The organism is Ruegeria sp. CDSC081 (assembly GCF_059610485.1).
Genome location: NZ_JBXWNS010000010.1, coordinates 57,063 through 72,459, shown reverse-complemented (window position 1 = coordinate 72,459; position 15,397 = coordinate 57,063). Strand labels below are relative to the sequence as shown.

Genomic DNA, 15,397 nt, shown 5'->3' with positions numbered 1-15,397 from the left:
GTGTGCGCAAATTCCTTAGGGGGCGACAGGTGCTGCGCTATATTATTTTTGTCCTGACTGCGGCAACGCTAGCCGCATGTGTCGACCGGACCGTATCTCAAACCGTGCCCTCGGCACTGGACATTGGCACTCCCAAAACCATTTACGCAGCAACCACCCGCGCGCGCGAAGCGGACGGATCCTATGGGTACCGCCGCAGCGATCAGCTGCAGTTTCTCGAGATGACGGTCTCGATTCCACCCAATCACACACCCGGGACATTGGATTTTTCCTATGCCGACCCGGACCCGGAAAATCAGTTCGTGATGGCTGATGAAGACGAGCTTGCTGGACCCCAGGGTCTTGCCTCGCGACTAAGAGGTGTGGACGAGGTTTCGATCTTTATCCACGGCTATAACACGACCCAGTCGGAAACAGTGTTCCGCGCCGCGCAGTTGGAACATGATCTGGAAATACCGGGTGAAACCATGGTCTATTCCTGGCCAAGCCAGGCAACGGGTTATGGCTATGCCTATGACATCGACAGCATGCTGTTCGCCCGTGATGGTCTGGAACAAACTGTTCACCAGCTGAAATCAATGGGGGTCGATCGGGTTATCCTTGTGGCGCATTCCATGGGCACCGCCCTGACGATGGAGATGATGCGGCAGGCCGAGCTGCGCGAACCGGGCTGGTCGCATCGGAATATCGAAGGGGTTGTTCTGATCGCACCGGATCTGGATGTCGATCTGTTCCGGTCGCAGATGGACAGCATCAAAACGCTGCCTGACCCGTTCATTGTGATGATCTCACGCAAAGACAGGCTGCTGAGTATATCCGCACGCCTGCGCGGTACCGCCAAAAGCGAACGTCTGGGAAATATCAGCTCGGCCGATGCGCTGTCCGAATATAAGATCAGTATTCTGGATACGACCGCCTTCAACAGCGATGCCGGGTCGTCTCATTTCGTGGCTGCAACCTCTCCGGCGCTTTTGGCGATTATCAATTCCGCCCGCCGGGTCAGCAGTACCTTTGGCAGGCAACGCGGGATTGACGTGATCGCCCCCGCCGAGGTCCGCAACCCGACCGGGGCGACCGAGATTGAGCTGACCGAGACCGGGCAGGCCAAGGTCAGCTCTCCGTAATGTCCTTTCACCTGGGGCATTATCTGAAAGCAAATGCCTCATGGCTTGGCGCCGGAGTTCTGCTGACCTTTCTGTCCTGTTTTGGGCAAACGTTCTTCATCTCGATCTTTTCCGGCGAAATTCGTGCGACGTTCGGGTTGAGCCATGGGGCTTGGGGTGGGATCTATTCGCTGGGTACGACCGCATCCGCCATCATCATGATCTGGGCGGGCGGGCTTACGGATATCTTCCGGGTGCGTGTGCTCGGCCCCGCTGTCCTGGCTGGGCTAGCCGTGGCGGCGCTAGCGATGGCGTTGAACCGCTGGCTGATCCTGCTACCGCTGGTGATCTTCCTGTTGCGTCTGTTCGGGCAGGGGATGAGCACCCATCTTGCCTTGGTCGCGATGGCGCGTTGGTTTACCACAACGCGCGGCAAGGCCTTGTCGATCGCCTCGGTCGGATTTGCGGTTGGCGAAGCGCTTTTGCCGGTAATCTTTGTCGCTGCGATGGTGTTTTTGGATTGGCGCCTGCTCTGGATCATCTCGGCAGGTATTTGTGTGGCCGGCATTCCGATTCTGCTGCGCTTGCTTCGGCAAGAGCGCACACCGCAAAGTCTGGCCAGCGAGTACTCAGCAGCAGGTATGCAGGGGCGGCACTGGACACGCACCGACGCTTTGCTGAACCCGTTGTTCTGGTTCATGGCCCCCGCCTTGCTGGGTCCTTCTGCCTTTATCACCGCCTTCTTCTTTCATCAGGTCCATCTGGCCGAGGTCAAAGGCTGGCAACATATCGAATTGGTGGCGCTGTTTCCCGTCTACACAGGTGTTTCCCTGATCTCGATGTTTGTCGCGGGATGGGCACTGGATAAATGGGGAACCGCCCGAATGATGCCCTTTTATCAGGTGCCAATAGCTATCGGCTTCATGTTGGCGGCTGCAAGCACCTCGATTGGGGGTGCGGTTGCTGCATTGGTCTTTCTGGGGCTTACCGTCGGCGCAAACAGCACCTTGCCCAGTGCGTTCTGGGCGGAATTCTATGGAACCCGTCATATTGGCGCGATCAAGGCCATGGCCACTGCGGTCATGGTCCTTGGGTCGGCGATTGGCCCCGGACTGACCGGCGTGTTGATTGATCAGGGGGTTCCGCTGGACACGCAGTTCCTGTGGATCGGAGTATTCTTCCTGCTGGTTTGTCTGCTGACCTGGATTGGCATCAGCCGCGCCGCACGCACGCTTTAGCGACTGCGACGCAGATAGACGTAATAGGCCCCGTCGCCACCATGGCTGATATGCGCGGGCGTCACCTGCATCACAGCCTGTGCCAAGGGCGGCAGTGACAGCCATTGCGGTACCTGATTACGCAAGACGCCGCGCGGAGTGGGGATGGGGCCGGGCTCATCCCGGTCCTTGCCTTTGCCGGTCACTACCAGAACCAGACGCTTGCCCGAAGCCTGCGCGGTTAGCACAAAGCGCACCAGCGCCGGATAGGCCGTGTCCATCCGCAAGCCATGCAAGTCCAACTTGCCCTCGGGTCGGAGCTTGCCACGTTTCATCCGGGCAAAAGCCTTGCTGTCCATTTGCACCGGGTTGGCGCGTAACCCTTCGGTAACGGATGGTTTCAACACATGCCGCACACCCCTGCCAGCCGCGTTCTGCCCGACTTCAAACGCCTCGATCCGGGGCTTAAAGGTCTTTGTCGGTTTCGGCTTGGGCAATGAGGTGGGGTGCACCGACTGCGGCAGTTCGGGATGCAGGCGATCTGCCTGTTTGGTCACCTTGCGCCACAGATCCATTTCGTCAGGGGTCAATTTGCGGCGCGACATCAGAACTCGTCCGGCAAAAGAGCATATGCGCGCTGAATCGGCAGCAGTACCACCATGCGACCCGGATCTTTCAGGCGCCCCGCTGCAGCCCCTGCGGCATCGCCGGTTCCAAAGAAAATATCAGCCCGTTGCGCGCCCTTGATGGCCGACCCGGTATCCTGAGCGATCATCAGCCTGCGCAAAGGATCCTTGCCGTCCTTTTCGACCCAGACTGGAGCACCCAGCGGTGTGTATGCCGGATCGGCGGCAATGCTGCGCATGGTAGTGACCGAACGGTTCATCGCACCCAGAGGGCCAAATTCCGGTGCAACACGATTCACCTCGCGGAAGAACACATAAGACGGGTTATGAAACAGCAATTCGGTACCCGCCTCGGGATTCTTGCGGACCCAGGATTTGATCATCTGCGCACTGACCTGATGCGCACCCAGGGCACCGCGCCGGATCAGTTCGGACCCGATCGAACGATAAGGATGCCCATTGGCGCCCCCATAACCGACCCGCAGCGCCCTCCCATCGGGCAACCGGATACGGCCTGAGCCCTGAATCTGCAGAAAGAACAGCTCGACTGGGTCGTCCACCCAGGCGATTTCAAGACCGCGGCCCTGCATGACATCACCGGTCAGCAGATCGCGACGGGATAACCATTTTTCGGCTCCGCGCGCCTCAGGAGGCATTTTATAGATCGGGTATTTATACCGCTCCGATCTGGTTTTGGACCCGTCCAGTTCGGGTTCAAAATAGCCTGTGAACAGGCCATCCTTCCCGTCTTCGACCAGAACGGGACGGAAGAACAGCTCAAAAAATGACCGGGCCGCATCGGGCTTATAGGTGCGCGCCACGCCGCACAATGCCTGCCAGTCCGGATCATCCAGATCACCGCACGTGTTCAGAAAAACCGAAAGGGCCGCCCCGTGATCATCGGCGGCCCAGCCATTCAGGTCATCGTAGGACAGTATGGATCGTGTCACCTCGGCGCTGGCAGAGGTGGTCATGACAGCCACCAGGAAAAGCGACCGAAACGCTGCAATCATGCGTCCGTGGCAACAAGCAGCCAGTTCGGATCGTCCGAGCCCATAACGCGGGCAAAGGTCCAGCTGTCCTTTTGACGTTTAACCGTGTTTGGGTTGCCCTCGATGATATCGCCACCACGATCCCGCACGGCCGAAGTCAGCTCACCAACAAATTTCATGGTGATTTCGGCCTGGTTGGTATCCTTGTCAAAGCTCACATCTGCCAGTGTGGTTTCGCGCACACCGATAAATTCGGCCTCGATGGTCAGCCCCTGATCCTCGCGCGCGGCAACGACCGAAACAAAGGTTTCAAATACCTCTTCCGACAGGAAGGGCTGGATTTCATCCAGATTGCCCTTTTCGAACCCCATGACGATCATCTCATAAGCGCCGCGAGAGCCCTGAACAAATTCACCCACCGAAAAGCCCGGCTCGATCCGTTTCATAGCGGATAGGGTCTGCGCCTGTTCGCTGTCCTCGGGCACGTGATCGGTAATGTCGTGATCTGGCCCACCCTCAATCACCTCAAAATCACGGCGCGACTTATTGGCTTCGGACTGTTGTTGAAGCGGGGGTTTCTCAAAACCCTCACGTGTACCCAGTACGCTTTTCAGGCGCAGGATCAGGAAAACGGCAATTCCGGCCAGGACCAGCAACTGGATCATTGGTTCGTTCATTTCATCCTCTTGGTCAGACCGCGACTTTGTATACACGGCCTCTTGCCACTATGTAGGTGACAGTTCGGGACAAGTCTACCGCCCGACCTGCAGTAAAGGATAATGCAAATGTACCTGTTCCTGGCTTTTTTACTTGTTCCGATCATCGAAATCGGCCTGTTCATTCAGGTTGGTGGGCTAATCGGACTGTGGCCAACCCTTGCGATCGTGGTTCTAACGGCCGTTCTGGGTACCGCTTTGGTGCGGACACAAGGTCGCATGGCGTTGGAAAACCTGCAACGATCCTTTGCAGAGCTTGACGACCCGACCGAACCTTTGGCCCATGGCGCGATGATCTTGCTGTCTGGTGTCTTGCTGCTGACACCGGGGTTTTTCACCGATGCCGTTGGATTTGCGCTGTTAATCCCTGGCGTCCGGGTCTCTGTATTCCGCTATCTCCGCTCGAAGGTCACAATCACGCAGTTTCAGATGGGCGGCGGGACGCAGTTCAGGACCGGGCCCCAAGCATCCACCCAGGGCGATGTGGTCGACGGTGAATACACCGAGGTTCGCCCCCGTCAGAACCCGTCAAAGCCATCGAAATGGGTCGAAGGGCCGCACCAGCATTGAGGTGCCTCGCCCAACTTGCTAAGCAGTGGCGAAATTCAGTTTCGGAGTAGACCCATGGCCGAAGACGGCGCCCAAGAAAACACCGCGGCCCAGACCGCACCCCAGATCCAGATGCGCGTTCTGGGACAATTCATTCGCGATATGTCCTTTGAAAACGTGATGGCGCAAAAAGGCGTGTCTGGCGATGTCCAGCCCGAGATCGCGGTTCAGGTCAATCTGGACGCCAAAAAGCGCCCGGCTGAGCATCAATACGAGGTGTCGATCAAGCTGAACCTCAAATCCAAAGCCAAGGGCATGGAAGACATCCTGTTCCTGTGCGAGCTGGATTATTGCGGCCTGTTCCATGTGGAAGGTGTCGCCGAAGACCAGCTGCATCCGTTCCTGATGATCGAATGCCCGCGGATGCTGTTCCCGTTCCTGCGACGCATCGTCAGCGACATCACGCGCGACGGTGGGTATCCGCCGGTGAACCTGGACAACATCGATTTTGTCAGCCTGTACCGGAATGAATTGATGCGCCGCCAGGCCGAGACGCAAAAAACACAGGCCTGATCAGCCTTACCCGCGCCGGGGCTGACCTCAGGCGCGGGACCACAAGGCGTTTTCGCCCAGTTTTTCCACAAATTCCTCATGTGCCGCGCGTTCGTCCTGGGTGATCCGGGGCGGCAGGGCGTCTTTGCGCGGCGATGGCCGCCACTCTTCTGCTCCGCCAGCGGAAGACGACGCAGAGGTCGAAAGCCCGAAATCAGGCTGACGGCCCCCGATCAGCTCAAGATAGACCTCAGCCAGAATTTCCGAGTCGAGCAAGGCCCCGTGCAAGACCCTGTTTGAGTTGTCTATGTTGAACCGCCGGCACAATGCATCCAGCGAGGCGGGCGAGCCCGGAAACCGTTTGCGCGCAATCGCCAGCGTGTCCAGTGCCTGATCCATCGGGATCGGCGGCAGTCCCATCCAGCCCAGCTCGGCATTCAGGAATTTCATGTCGAATGACGCATTGTGGATCACCAGTTTCGAGTCAGCGACAAAATCCCGAAATCCCTGACCAACCTTGGCAAAAACCGGCTTGTCCTTCAGCGTGACCTGACCTTTTTCCACCGGGCGGGGCGGTTCCAGCAAGTCCGGGCCAATGCCATGCACGCCAAACGCCTCTTCGGGCATGAACCGTTGAGGGTTGATATAGACGTGATAGGTTTCGCCCGTGGCGACGTGATTCCAAAGCTCAACCGCACCGATTTCCACAATCCGGTCGCCGCTCTCAGGATCAAAGCCCGTGGTTTCGGTATCGAGTACAATCTCACGCATCTGCCAGCCCTGCCCGTATCTGCCTGACCACATCCTGCACCTGTGTGCGGGCGTGGTCCAGACTGTCCGTGACGATCACAAAATCAGACCGCGCGCATTTTTCGTCATTCGGCATCTGCTTGGCTTTGATCTGCTCGAATTGCGCCTCGGTCATGGTACCGCGCGCCATCACGCGGCGTTTCTGCTCGTCAGCTGGGACCGAGACACAGGCGACCGCATCCATCGCCGCATCTCCATCGGTTTCAAATAGCAAGGGAATATCGAAAACCAGAATATCTGCGGTGGCTTGTTCCCGGAACGCCGCTCGATCCGCCGCCACCAGCGGGTGAACAATGGCCTCAATCGCTTTCAGCGCCGCTGGGTTTGCCGAAATGAACCGTTTCAATACTTCCCGGCTAACCGCGCCGTCGATAATGGCCTCAGGAAACGCCCTACGCATCGGCTTGATCGCTGTCCCGCCACGCGCGTACAGCCGATGCACGGCGGCATCTGCGTCCCACAACGCACAGCCTTCGTCGACGAACATGCTGGCAGTTGTGCTTTTTCCCATGCCGATAGAACCGGTCAGGCCAAGTGCAAAGCTCATCCCAGTACCGCAGCACGCAAATCAGAAGTGACTTCAGGGCGCACCCCAAACCAGCTTTCAAACCCAGGTACGGCCTGATGCAACAACATGCCAAGGCCATCTACGGGTGTGCATCCCGCCTGTTCTGCTGTTTCCAGCAAGCGTGTCTTAAGTGGCGCATAGACCAGATCGGTGACTATGGCACCGGGCTGTAACCCGTCCAGAGGCACCCGCAGCTCGGGCTGGCCGTGCATCCCAAGCGAACTTGTGTTGACCACAAGTTCCGCATCTTCAACCACGTTGCCCGCTTTCAACCAATCCACCACCGTTATGGTCGTACCAAACTCTGCCTTCAGGCGATCTGCACGTGTGCGCGTCCGATTGGTCAAGAAAATCTCGGGCACACCTGCATCGACCAATGCTTGAAGAACAGCACGCGCGGCGCCTCCGGCACCAAAGACAACCGCGGGGCCATCCGCTGGAATCCAATCTGGGGCGCCGCTGCGCAGGTTCTGCATGAACCCGTACCCATCGGTGTTATCCGCATGGATCGAACCGTCGGGCTGAAACACAAGCGTATTAGCGGCCCCGATCTGCCTGGCCCGGTCCGAAGCCGTATCCGCCAGATCCAAGGCCACCTCTTTATGGGGCACTGTGATGTTGGCCCCGACAAATCCGGCTTTGGGCAAGGTTCGTAGAACAGCCTCAAGATCATCCGGTGCGACATCCAAGGGGATATAGTGACCGGCCAGGCCATAAGTTTTCAGCCAATGGCCATGCAGTATTGGGGATTTCGAATGGGAAATCGGATGCCCGATCACACCCGCCAGCGGGATCTGCTTGCCACTCATTGATCAATCACCCCTTTGACCGCCAGAAAATTCAACAGCTCCAATAGGGGCATACCCAAAACGTTAAAATAGTCACCGTCAATGGTTGCGAACAGCCGCACGCCTTCTTCCTCAAGCTTATAGGCCCCGACAGCGTGGCGGATGCTGTCCCAGTTCCGCGCAACATAATCGCGCAGATAGGCGTCCGAACTCATCCTCATCCGCAAGCGCACCTGACCTACATGTCGCCAGATCGGCTCTCCATTCTGATAGACGACGGCTGCGGATAACAGCATATGCCGCTTGCCCCGCATCGCTTTGAGCTGCGCCAGCGCATCCTCGGGCGATTGCGGTTTGGACAAAAGCTGACCTTCGAAATCCAGCACCTGATCACATCCCAGAACCATCGGCCCCGGCACCTTGTCGCTGACCTTGCGGGCTTTCATCTCTGCCAGAGTATCGGCAATATCACGTGGAGATGCCTCTTCGGCCAGCAAAGCCCGTTTGGCGGTCTCTTCGTCCACGCGTGCAGTTTGAACGGTAAACCGCACGCCCGCATTCTCTAGCAACTGCGCGCGAATGGATGACCCCGAGGCCAATATGATGGGGACAGAAATGTGGAAAACCCCCTGAGCAAATGGTTCATCGTTCAAGGATGGTTTGTATGGTTTTCCTGTTGACACGCAAGCCCGGTGTTTTCGCGAAAAACTTCTATGAGTCGCCCGAACCCTGTCCAGTCTGGACAAGGATAACTTTGAACATCGGGACAAGCGGGATATCCCAGCTTATTCATCAAGTTATCCCCTGAATTCTACGTCCTATATAATCATAACATATTGTTTTATTGTAGTTTTTTATGAAATCAACAGAAACACCCAGTTCTCGGGTGAAACTATCCACCTGGGGAAAACAGATGGGTAAATAAGTAATCCACGGAATTTGATCTCCCTACAAAACCATCATCCTTTCTCTTTTCCTATTTTTTTTATAGGGAGAGATCCAAACCACGCCCGGAGCTGGAATGACTGATCTTCTTTTCACCATCTATCCTTGGGTGAAGTCCCTGCACATCATGGCCGTGATCTCTTGGATGGCCGGTTTGTTCTATCTGCCTAGATTGTACGTCTATCACGTAGAAAAAGCCCAAGGCGTTGACGGGGCGCAGGAGATCTTCTTTGAAATGGAAGAAAAGCTGCTGCGGGTGATCATGCGCCCGGCGATGTACGTGGCCTGGGCCTGCGGCCTGATCATGGTATTCACACCAGGCATAGTCGGCTGGGATTTTGCCTGGCCCTGGGTCAAAGGCGCAGCAGTGATTGCGATGACTTGGTTCCACTACTGGCTGATGGTACGTCGAAAGGACTTCTTAGAGGGCCGAAATACGCTCACTGGGCGGCAGTATCGCATGATGAACGAGGTGCCCACTATTTTGATGGTTATCATCGTTCTGGCGGTCGTTCTGAAGTTCTGAGCAGCTATTTGACTCTTTGTAGGTAAGTGCTTATTTATCGCGTAACACGCCCGTCCGGGCGGCGTATCTTCCGTATTGAAATTCCAGTCCGAGCCGCATCCATGCGGCCAAGGTTCTTATCATCATGTCTAATGAATCCCTCAATCTGGCCGATCTGAAAGCCAAAAGCCCCAAAGACCTTCTGGCGATGGCCGAAGAGCTTGAGATCGAAAACGCCTCGACCATGCGAAAAGGCGAGATGATGTTCCAGATTCTGCGCGAACGCGCAGATGAAGGCTGGACCGTGGGCGGCGATGGCGTACTTGAGGTTCTGCAAGATGGGTTCGGGTTCCTGCGTTCGCCCGAGGCGAACTATTTGCCCGGTCCTGATGATATCTATGTCTCGCCAGAAATGATCCGCCAGCATTCGTTGCGCACCGGTGATACGGTCGAAGGTGATATCAAGGCGCCGGACGAGAACGAACGGTATTTCGCACTGATCAAGGTCACCAAGATCAATTTCGAAGATCCCGAGAAAGCCAGGCATAAAGTTGCTTTCGACAACCTGACACCGCTTTATCCGGATGAGCGCCTGAAGATGGAAGTCGAAGATCCAACCATCAAGGACAAGTCCGCCCGTGTCATCGATCTGGTTTCGCCGATCGGTAAAGGTCAGCGGTCGTTGATTGTGGCACCGCCACGGACCGGTAAGACGGTGATCCTGCAGAATATTGCGAACTCGATCGAAAAGAACCACCCTGAGTGCTATCTGATCGTCCTACTGATCGACGAGCGGCCGGAAGAAGTGACCGACATGCAGCGTTCGGTGAAGGGCGAGGTCGTGTCGTCGACCTTTGATGAACCCGCCACCCGCCACGTTGCCGTATCTGAGATGGTTATCGAAAAAGCCAAGCGTTTGGTCGAACATAAACGAGATGTTGTTATTCTTCTCGACTCGATCACAAGACTTGGTAGGGCATTTAATACCGTGGTTCCATCCTCGGGTAAGGTTCTGACCGGTGGTGTCGATGCAAACGCCTTGCAAAGGCCCAAGCGCTTCTTCGGTGCGGCACGGAATATCGAAGAGGGCGGCTCGCTGACCATCATCGCCACCGCGCTGATCGATACCGGAAGCCGGATGGACGAAGTCATCTTCGAAGAATTCAAAGGCACCGGTAACTCGGAAATTGTTTTGGATCGTAAGATCGCAGATAAGCGCGTGTTCCCGGCTATCGACATCCTCAAATCCGGTACGCGGAAAGAGGATTTGCTGGTCGATAAGGGTGATCTGGCCAAAACCTTTGTTCTGCGCCGTATCCTGAACCCGATGGGCACTACCGATGCGATCGAGTTCCTGTTGTCCAAGTTGAAACAGACCAAGACAAATGGCGAGTTCTTCGATTCGATGAACACCTGACACAGGTCCTGGACGCAAGCGAGGCGGTCGAATGGATACGATATTCGCCTTGGCCAGCGCGCAAGGCAAGGCAGGGGTGGCTGTCATCCGTCTCTCGGGCCCCTTGGCGCATCCTGCCGCGGCTGCTCTTTCCGGTGCTGCTTTGCCCTCCCGCGGGATGCGGGTGCGCAGCCTGTATGGCAAAGACGGATCGCGCCTGGATGATGGGGTAGTTCTGACCTTCCAGGCCCCGGCCAGCTTTACTGGCGAAGACGTGGCAGAGCTACAGATTCACGGCAGTACAGCGGCGGTCAACGCCGTCATGCGCTGCCTTGCGGACATGGACGGTTTGCGCCTGGCCGATCCCGGGGAATTCACCCGCCGTGCCTTGGAAAACGGCAAAATGGATTTGACACAGGTCGAGGGCCTTGCCGATCTGATCGACGCTGAGACAGAAGCTCAACGCAAGCAAGCACAGATCATTCTGGCCGGAGAGCTTGGGAATTTGGCTGAACGCTGGCGGCGCGATTTGATTCGCGCCGCATCGCTGCTTGAGGCAGTGATTGATTTTGCCGATGAAGAGGTGCCAACCGATGTTACCCCTGAAGTGCGCCAGTTGATCACAGATGTCATTGCAGATCTACAACGTGAAGCTGAAGGGGTTCGTATTGCAGAACGCATTCGAACCGGGTTCGAGGTTGCGATCGTTGGCTTGCCAAATGCTGGAAAGTCGACATTGCTGAATGCTCTGGCTGGTCGCGATGCAGCGATCACGTCGGAATATGCCGGCACTACGCGCGATGTGATTGAAGTTCGAATGGACCTTGAGGGACTTCCCGTGACTTTGTTGGATACAGCGGGCTTGCGGGAAACCGACGATCACGTCGAAAGCCTGGGAATTGAGCGGGCCAAAAAGCGCGCCGAGGCCGCCGATCTGCGCGTATTTCTGACTGATGATCCAAAAGAGCTGGGCGTTCAGATGTTGGAAGGAGATATTCAGGTTCTTCCGAAATCCGATCTGAGAAACAGTTCTGATGAAGGAATCTCAGGGAAAACCGGGCAGGGTGTGGATCGGTTGATTTCCAACATATCGCGAGTTTTGGGTGATCGTACTACTACCCATGGTATCGCCACGCGTGAAAGGCATCGTATAGCGCTGATCACAGCGCGCGACGCACTTAGTGCTGCAATCGCTGTTCTGGAATCAGGTCCCGACCTGTATGATATTGCAGCCGAGGAACTGAGGACCGCGATCCGCGCTTTGGAAGCTCTGGTTGGCAGAATTGGTGTAGAAGACTTGTTGGATGAAATATTCTCAAGCTTCTGCCTGGGAAAGTAAGGAGTGTTTCACGTGAAACATTCGGATTTTGACGTCGTCGTTATCGGAGCGGGCCACGCCGGAACAGAGGCGGCCCATGCGGCCGCCCGTATGGGTGCGACTACCGCCCTTGTGACTCTGTCGGCCACTGATATCGGCGTAATGTCCTGTAACCCCGCTATCGGGGGCCTCGGCAAAGGGCATCTTGTTCGCGAAATTGACGCGTTGGACGGGGTGATGGGGCGCGTCGCAGACCAGGCGGGAATTCAGTTTCGTTTGCTGAATCGCCGTAAAGGCCCCGCTGTGCAGGGGCCCAGAACGCAGGCAGACCGGGCTTTGTACCGAGCTGCGATGCAGCGAGAAACCACGGCACAGCCGAACCTCAGCGTCGTAGTCGGCGAGGTGACAGATTTCCTGGTGAATGGACCTGCTGTTACCGGAATTCGATTGGCGGATGAGTCTGAAATACGGGCCGGCGCTGTGATCCTGACGTCTGGGACATTTTTGCGAGGGGTTATTCACATTGGTGACGTATCGCGCCCTGGCGGCCGTATGGGGGACCGTCCCTCTGTAAAGCTGGCCGAGCGTTTGGATAGCCTTAACCTGCCGCTAGGACGCTTGAAAACGGGGACACCGCCCCGGCTGGATGGTCGGACGATTGATTGGTCAGGTCTCGAACGTCAGGACGGCGATGATGAACCTACGCTGTTCTCATTCCTTTCGATGGGGGTGGTGGCGCCGCAGATTTCTTGCGGGATTACGCATACCAATGCCAGAACACATGAGATCATTGAAAAGAACCTTTCCAGATCGGCGATGTATGGGGGGCATATTGACGGTATAGGCCCCAGATATTGCCCTTCGATCGAAGATAAGATTGTGCGGTTTGCGGATAAGGAATCTCATCAGATTTTCCTCGAGCCAGAAGGTGTGAATGATCACACAATCTATCCGAATGGAATTTCTACCTCACTGCCACAGGATGTTCAGGTCGATTATGTCAGGTCCATTAAGGGGCTGGAAAAGGCAGAGATCCTCCAACCTGGCTACGCCATCGAATATGACTACGTAGATCCTCGCGTTCTGACATCATCACTGTCGTTGCCTGAGGCGCCAGGACTATATCTTGCGGGTCAGATTAACGGTACCACAGGATATGAGGAAGCTGCAGCTCAGGGAATGGTGGCTGGCCTCAATGCTGCCCTTCAGGTCTTGGGTCGGGATCCAATCCATTTCACGCGTTCCGACAGTTATATTGGCGTCATGGTCGATGACCTGACCACTCGCGGAGTGGCAGAACCATATCGGATGTTTACCTCACGGGCAGAGTTTAGATTGTCTCTGCGCGCCGATAATGCCGACCAACGACTGACACCTATTGGCCTACGCCTAGGTTGCGTAAGCGAGACACGCAGCACGCACTTCTCTGAAAAGATGGAGAAGTTGGGGGCTGCGAAAAAGAAGCTCACAGATCATACCTATACTCCGAAAGAAGTGCGAGAAGCTGGTATCGAGGTCAATCAGGATGGCAATCGCCGCGATGGTATGGCGATTTTGGCCTTTCCTGATGTGAGCTTTGAAGACCTTGTTCCCTTGATTCCTGAGTTGCAGGACGTTGATTCAGGCATTCGGCAGCAAGTGGAACGCGATGCGCTGTATGCGAATTATATCGAGCGGCAAAGACGTGATGTCGAAGCGATGAAACGCGATGAAGCCTATGAGATTCCGCGTGATTTTGACTTCTTCGCATTGGATGGGCTGTCGTCAGAGATGAAGCAGAAGTTGTCCAACGCCCGTCCTGAGAATGTAGCGCAGGCAAGCCGGATAGAGGGTGTGACGCCGGCAGCGCTGACTCTGGTGTTGGCCAAGCTTCGCCGAGATCAGAGGGTGCGCAAAGCATGAAGGAAGAGCTGTTTGACGGTCTGAATGTTTCACGTGAAACATTTGATCGACTGGCAACATATGTTGCCCTTGTCGAGCGCTGGAACCCGAAAATCAACCTTGTATCGCGCAAAAGCTTGTCCGAAATCTGGACACGGCACATTTTGGATTCCGTTCAGGTTTTTCGATGTGCCGAGAACTTTTCGCATTGGGTTGATATTGGAAGTGGTGGTGGGTTTCCCGGTATGGTCTGTGCAATTATGGCGATCGAAGAAGCGCCAGACGCAAAATTCACCTTTGTTGAAAGCGATCAGCGAAAATCTGCGTTTTTACGCAATGTATCCCGGGAATGTGGTGCAAACTGTAAAGTGGTGGCGAAACGCATTGAAGCGGTGGACCCCCTGAATGCAGATGTTTTGTCTGCCCGCGCCTTGGCAGATCTTGGGGTATTATTATCTTTTTGTGGCAGACATTTAGGCGATTCTGGCGTCGCTTTGTTGCCGAAAGGTGTAAGCTGGAAAAAAGAGGTGCAGGATGCGCAGGAAGAATGGAATTTCACCTGTGATCCGATTACAAGTTTAACAGAGCCCCAAGCCGTCATCCTCAAGGTCAAAGGAGTATCACGTGGTTGATCTATCTCGTCCCTCAGGCCCCCGGATCATAGCGGTAGCCAACCAGAAGGGCGGGGTTGGGAAGACGACAACAGCCATAAACTTGGCAGCAGGCCTGGCCGAGGCCGGATGCAGGGTTTTAGTGGTTGATCTGGATCCACAGGGGAATGCTTCAACCGGTTTAGGTGTCGAGGATCGAGATTGGACAACTTATGACCTGATTCTGGATGATGCGCCTTTGGATGCGGTCGTTCAGGACTCGGAGATTGAAGGCATTCTCGTAGTCCCCGCTACGGTAGACCTCAGCTCCGCCGATATCGAATTGATTTCGAACGAAAAACGCAGCTATTTACTGCATGACGCGTTACGCCAGACTGCTATTGATAAGTACGATCTGGATTTCGTCCTGATTGACTGTCCGCCATCGCTGAATCTTCTGACGGTAAACGCGATGGTCGCAGCGCATTCCGTACTGGTGCCATTGCAAAGCGAGTTCTTCGCATTAGAGGGTTTGTCCCAGCTCATGCTGACCATTCGCGAGGTGCGACAGACTGCGAATCCAGACCTCAGAATCGAAGGTGTTGTGCTGACTATGTATGACAACCGCAACAACTTGTCCCGTCAGGTCGAAAAAGACGCACGTGACAATCTGGGTGAGATGGTATTTAAAACCAAAATACCCAGAAATGTGCGGGTCAGTGAGGCTCCGTCATACGCGTTGCCGGTTTTGCAATATGACTCGGGGTCTCTGGGCGCGATGGCCTATCGGCATTTGGCCCGGGAAGTCATGCATAAGAACAATAAAACCGCAGCCTGAGCG

The 15,397-nt window shown here is 55.8% G+C and carries 17 protein-coding genes; 10 read left to right on the top strand and 7 right to left on the bottom strand.

Features of this window, described 5'->3' with window-relative positions; all coding sequences use genetic code 11:
• Positions 1 to 29 precede the first annotated feature (29 nt).
• Positions 30 to 1,124 carry an alpha/beta hydrolase gene (locus AC2FH9_RS17185; RefSeq protein WP_496872342.1) on the top strand — a complete coding sequence of 365 codons (1,095 nt, stop codon included), beginning with the start codon at positions 30 to 32 and terminating at the stop codon, positions 1,122 to 1,124.
• Positions 1,124 to 2,341 carry an MFS transporter gene (locus AC2FH9_RS17180; protein ID WP_271950632.1) on the top strand — a complete coding sequence of 406 codons (1,218 nt, stop codon included), beginning with the start codon at positions 1,124 to 1,126 and terminating at the stop codon, positions 2,339 to 2,341. The genes AC2FH9_RS17185 and AC2FH9_RS17180 overlap by 1 nt, the downstream gene beginning before the upstream one ends.
• Here the strand turns inward: AC2FH9_RS17180 and AC2FH9_RS17175 are convergent.
• The 3 genes from AC2FH9_RS17175 to AC2FH9_RS17165 are packed head-to-tail and all read right to left on the bottom strand — an operon-like array spanning position 2,338 to position 4,615.
• On the bottom strand, positions 2,338 to 2,925 hold the full coding sequence (locus AC2FH9_RS17175; protein WP_271950630.1) for a Smr/MutS family protein: 588 nt from the start codon (positions 2,923 to 2,925) through the stop codon (positions 2,338 to 2,340). The genes AC2FH9_RS17180 and AC2FH9_RS17175 overlap by 4 nt on opposite strands.
• Positions 2,925 to 3,959: a murein transglycosylase A gene (mltA, locus tag AC2FH9_RS17170; RefSeq protein ID WP_496694370.1), complete on the bottom strand. Its 1,035-nt coding sequence runs from the start codon at positions 3,957 to 3,959 to the stop codon at positions 2,925 to 2,927. The genes AC2FH9_RS17175 and mltA overlap by 1 nt, the downstream gene beginning before the upstream one ends.
• Complete coding sequence (locus AC2FH9_RS17165) at positions 3,956 to 4,615, bottom strand: Tim44/TimA family putative adaptor protein (protein WP_142637434.1); 660 nt, start codon at positions 4,613 to 4,615, stop codon at positions 3,956 to 3,958. The genes mltA and AC2FH9_RS17165 overlap by 4 nt, the downstream gene beginning before the upstream one ends.
• Before the next feature lie 108 nt (positions 4,616 to 4,723).
• On the opposite strand from AC2FH9_RS17165, the gene AC2FH9_RS17160 reads away from it, so the two are divergent.
• Entirely contained in the window at positions 4,724 to 5,224 is a 501-nt protein-coding gene (locus AC2FH9_RS17160) for an FxsA family protein (protein ID WP_142637432.1), read from the top strand.
• 54 nt (positions 5,225 to 5,278) lie between these two features.
• Positions 5,279 to 5,776 (top strand): protein-export chaperone SecB, encoded by a 498-nt coding sequence (gene secB / locus AC2FH9_RS17155; protein WP_142637430.1) that lies wholly within the window; start codon positions 5,279 to 5,281, stop codon positions 5,774 to 5,776.
• A gap of 27 nt (positions 5,777 to 5,803) precedes the next feature.
• On the opposite strand, the gene dnaQ is transcribed toward secB, so the two are convergent.
• Genes dnaQ through AC2FH9_RS17135 form a run of 4 tightly spaced genes read right to left on the bottom strand, consistent with a single transcriptional unit; the run spans position 5,804 to position 8,538 of the window.
• Positions 5,804 to 6,526 (bottom strand): DNA polymerase III subunit epsilon, encoded by a 723-nt coding sequence (dnaQ, locus tag AC2FH9_RS17150; protein ID WP_496707378.1) that lies wholly within the window; start codon positions 6,524 to 6,526, stop codon positions 5,804 to 5,806.
• Positions 6,519 to 7,112, bottom strand: coding sequence for a dephospho-CoA kinase (gene coaE / locus AC2FH9_RS17145; protein ID WP_496703263.1), 594 nt, complete (start codon positions 7,110 to 7,112; stop codon positions 6,519 to 6,521). Before coaE ends, dnaQ begins: the two co-directional genes overlap by 8 nt.
• Positions 7,109 to 7,942 (bottom strand): shikimate dehydrogenase, encoded by an 834-nt coding sequence (locus AC2FH9_RS17140; RefSeq protein WP_496872339.1) that lies wholly within the window; start codon positions 7,940 to 7,942, stop codon positions 7,109 to 7,111. The genes coaE and AC2FH9_RS17140 overlap by 4 nt, the downstream gene beginning before the upstream one ends.
• Positions 7,939 to 8,538, bottom strand: a complete 600-nt coding sequence (locus AC2FH9_RS17135; RefSeq protein WP_496872431.1) for a Maf family protein — start codon at positions 8,536 to 8,538, stop codon at positions 7,939 to 7,941. Before AC2FH9_RS17135 ends, AC2FH9_RS17140 begins: the two co-directional genes overlap by 4 nt.
• A gap of 404 nt (positions 8,539 to 8,942) precedes the next feature.
• Here AC2FH9_RS17135 and AC2FH9_RS17130 point away from each other — a divergent pair, with 404 nt between their 5' ends.
• The 6 genes from AC2FH9_RS17130 (at position 8,943) to AC2FH9_RS17105 (ending at position 15,394) form a co-directional block, all read left to right on the top strand.
• Complete coding sequence (locus tag AC2FH9_RS17130; protein WP_142637422.1) at positions 8,943 to 9,392, top strand: CopD family protein; 450 nt, start codon at positions 8,943 to 8,945, stop codon at positions 9,390 to 9,392.
• 124 nt (positions 9,393 to 9,516) lie between these two features.
• Positions 9,517 to 10,788 (top strand): transcription termination factor Rho, encoded by a 1,272-nt coding sequence (gene rho / locus AC2FH9_RS17125; RefSeq protein ID WP_142637421.1) that lies wholly within the window; start codon positions 9,517 to 9,519, stop codon positions 10,786 to 10,788.
• 31 nt (positions 10,789 to 10,819) lie between these two features.
• Positions 10,820 to 12,106, top strand: a complete 1,287-nt coding sequence (gene mnmE, locus AC2FH9_RS17120) for a tRNA uridine-5-carboxymethylaminomethyl(34) synthesis GTPase MnmE (RefSeq protein ID WP_496698689.1) — start codon at positions 10,820 to 10,822, stop codon at positions 12,104 to 12,106.
• 12 nt (positions 12,107 to 12,118) lie between these two features.
• Entirely contained in the window at positions 12,119 to 13,987 is a 1,869-nt protein-coding gene (gene mnmG, locus AC2FH9_RS17115; RefSeq protein WP_496698691.1) for a tRNA uridine-5-carboxymethylaminomethyl(34) synthesis enzyme MnmG, read from the top strand.
• Complete coding sequence (gene rsmG, locus AC2FH9_RS17110) at positions 13,984 to 14,598, top strand: 16S rRNA (guanine(527)-N(7))-methyltransferase RsmG (protein WP_496750932.1); 615 nt, start codon at positions 13,984 to 13,986, stop codon at positions 14,596 to 14,598. The genes mnmG and rsmG overlap by 4 nt, the downstream gene beginning before the upstream one ends.
• The gene (locus tag AC2FH9_RS17105) at positions 14,591 to 15,394 is read left to right on the top strand and encodes a ParA family protein (protein WP_496872337.1); all 804 of its coding nucleotides are present in this window, start codon (positions 14,591 to 14,593) and stop codon (positions 15,392 to 15,394) included. The genes rsmG and AC2FH9_RS17105 overlap by 8 nt, the downstream gene beginning before the upstream one ends.
• The last annotated feature ends 3 nt before the right edge of the window (positions 15,395 to 15,397 follow it).

Bases quoted from the DNA above. Each gene is read 5' to 3' on its own strand.
- dnaQ (WP_496707378.1), bottom strand. From the start codon at position 6,526: ATGCGTGAGATTGTACTCGATACCGAAACCACGGGCTTTGATCCTGAG.
- AC2FH9_RS17160 (WP_142637432.1), top strand. From the start codon at position 4,724: ATGTACCTGTTCCTGGCTTTTTTACTTGTTCCGATCATCGAAATCGGC.
- AC2FH9_RS17175 (WP_271950630.1), bottom strand. From the start codon at position 2,925: ATGTCGCGCCGCAAATTGACCCCTGACGAAATGGATCTGTGGCGCAAG.
- mnmE (WP_496698689.1), top strand. From the start codon at position 10,820: ATGGATACGATATTCGCCTTGGCCAGCGCGCAAGGCAAGGCAGGGGTG.
- AC2FH9_RS17140 (WP_496872339.1), bottom strand. From the start codon at position 7,942: ATGAGTGGCAAGCAGATCCCGCTGGCGGGTGTGATCGGGCATCCGATT.
- mltA (WP_496694370.1), bottom strand. From the start codon at position 3,959: ATGATTGCAGCGTTTCGGTCGCTTTTCCTGGTGGCTGTCATGACCACC.
- AC2FH9_RS17180 (WP_271950632.1), top strand. From the start codon at position 1,124: ATGTCCTTTCACCTGGGGCATTATCTGAAAGCAAATGCCTCATGGCTT.
- secB (WP_142637430.1), top strand. From the start codon at position 5,279: ATGGCCGAAGACGGCGCCCAAGAAAACACCGCGGCCCAGACCGCACCC.
- rho (WP_142637421.1), top strand. From the start codon at position 9,517: ATGTCTAATGAATCCCTCAATCTGGCCGATCTGAAAGCCAAAAGCCCC.
- AC2FH9_RS17165 (WP_142637434.1), bottom strand. From the start codon at position 4,615: ATGAACGAACCAATGATCCAGTTGCTGGTCCTGGCCGGAATTGCCGTT.
- coaE (WP_496703263.1), bottom strand. From the start codon at position 7,112: ATGAGCTTTGCACTTGGCCTGACCGGTTCTATCGGCATGGGAAAAAGC.
- AC2FH9_RS17130 (WP_142637422.1), top strand. From the start codon at position 8,943: ATGACTGATCTTCTTTTCACCATCTATCCTTGGGTGAAGTCCCTGCAC.
- rsmG (WP_496750932.1), top strand. From the start codon at position 13,984: ATGAAGGAAGAGCTGTTTGACGGTCTGAATGTTTCACGTGAAACATTT.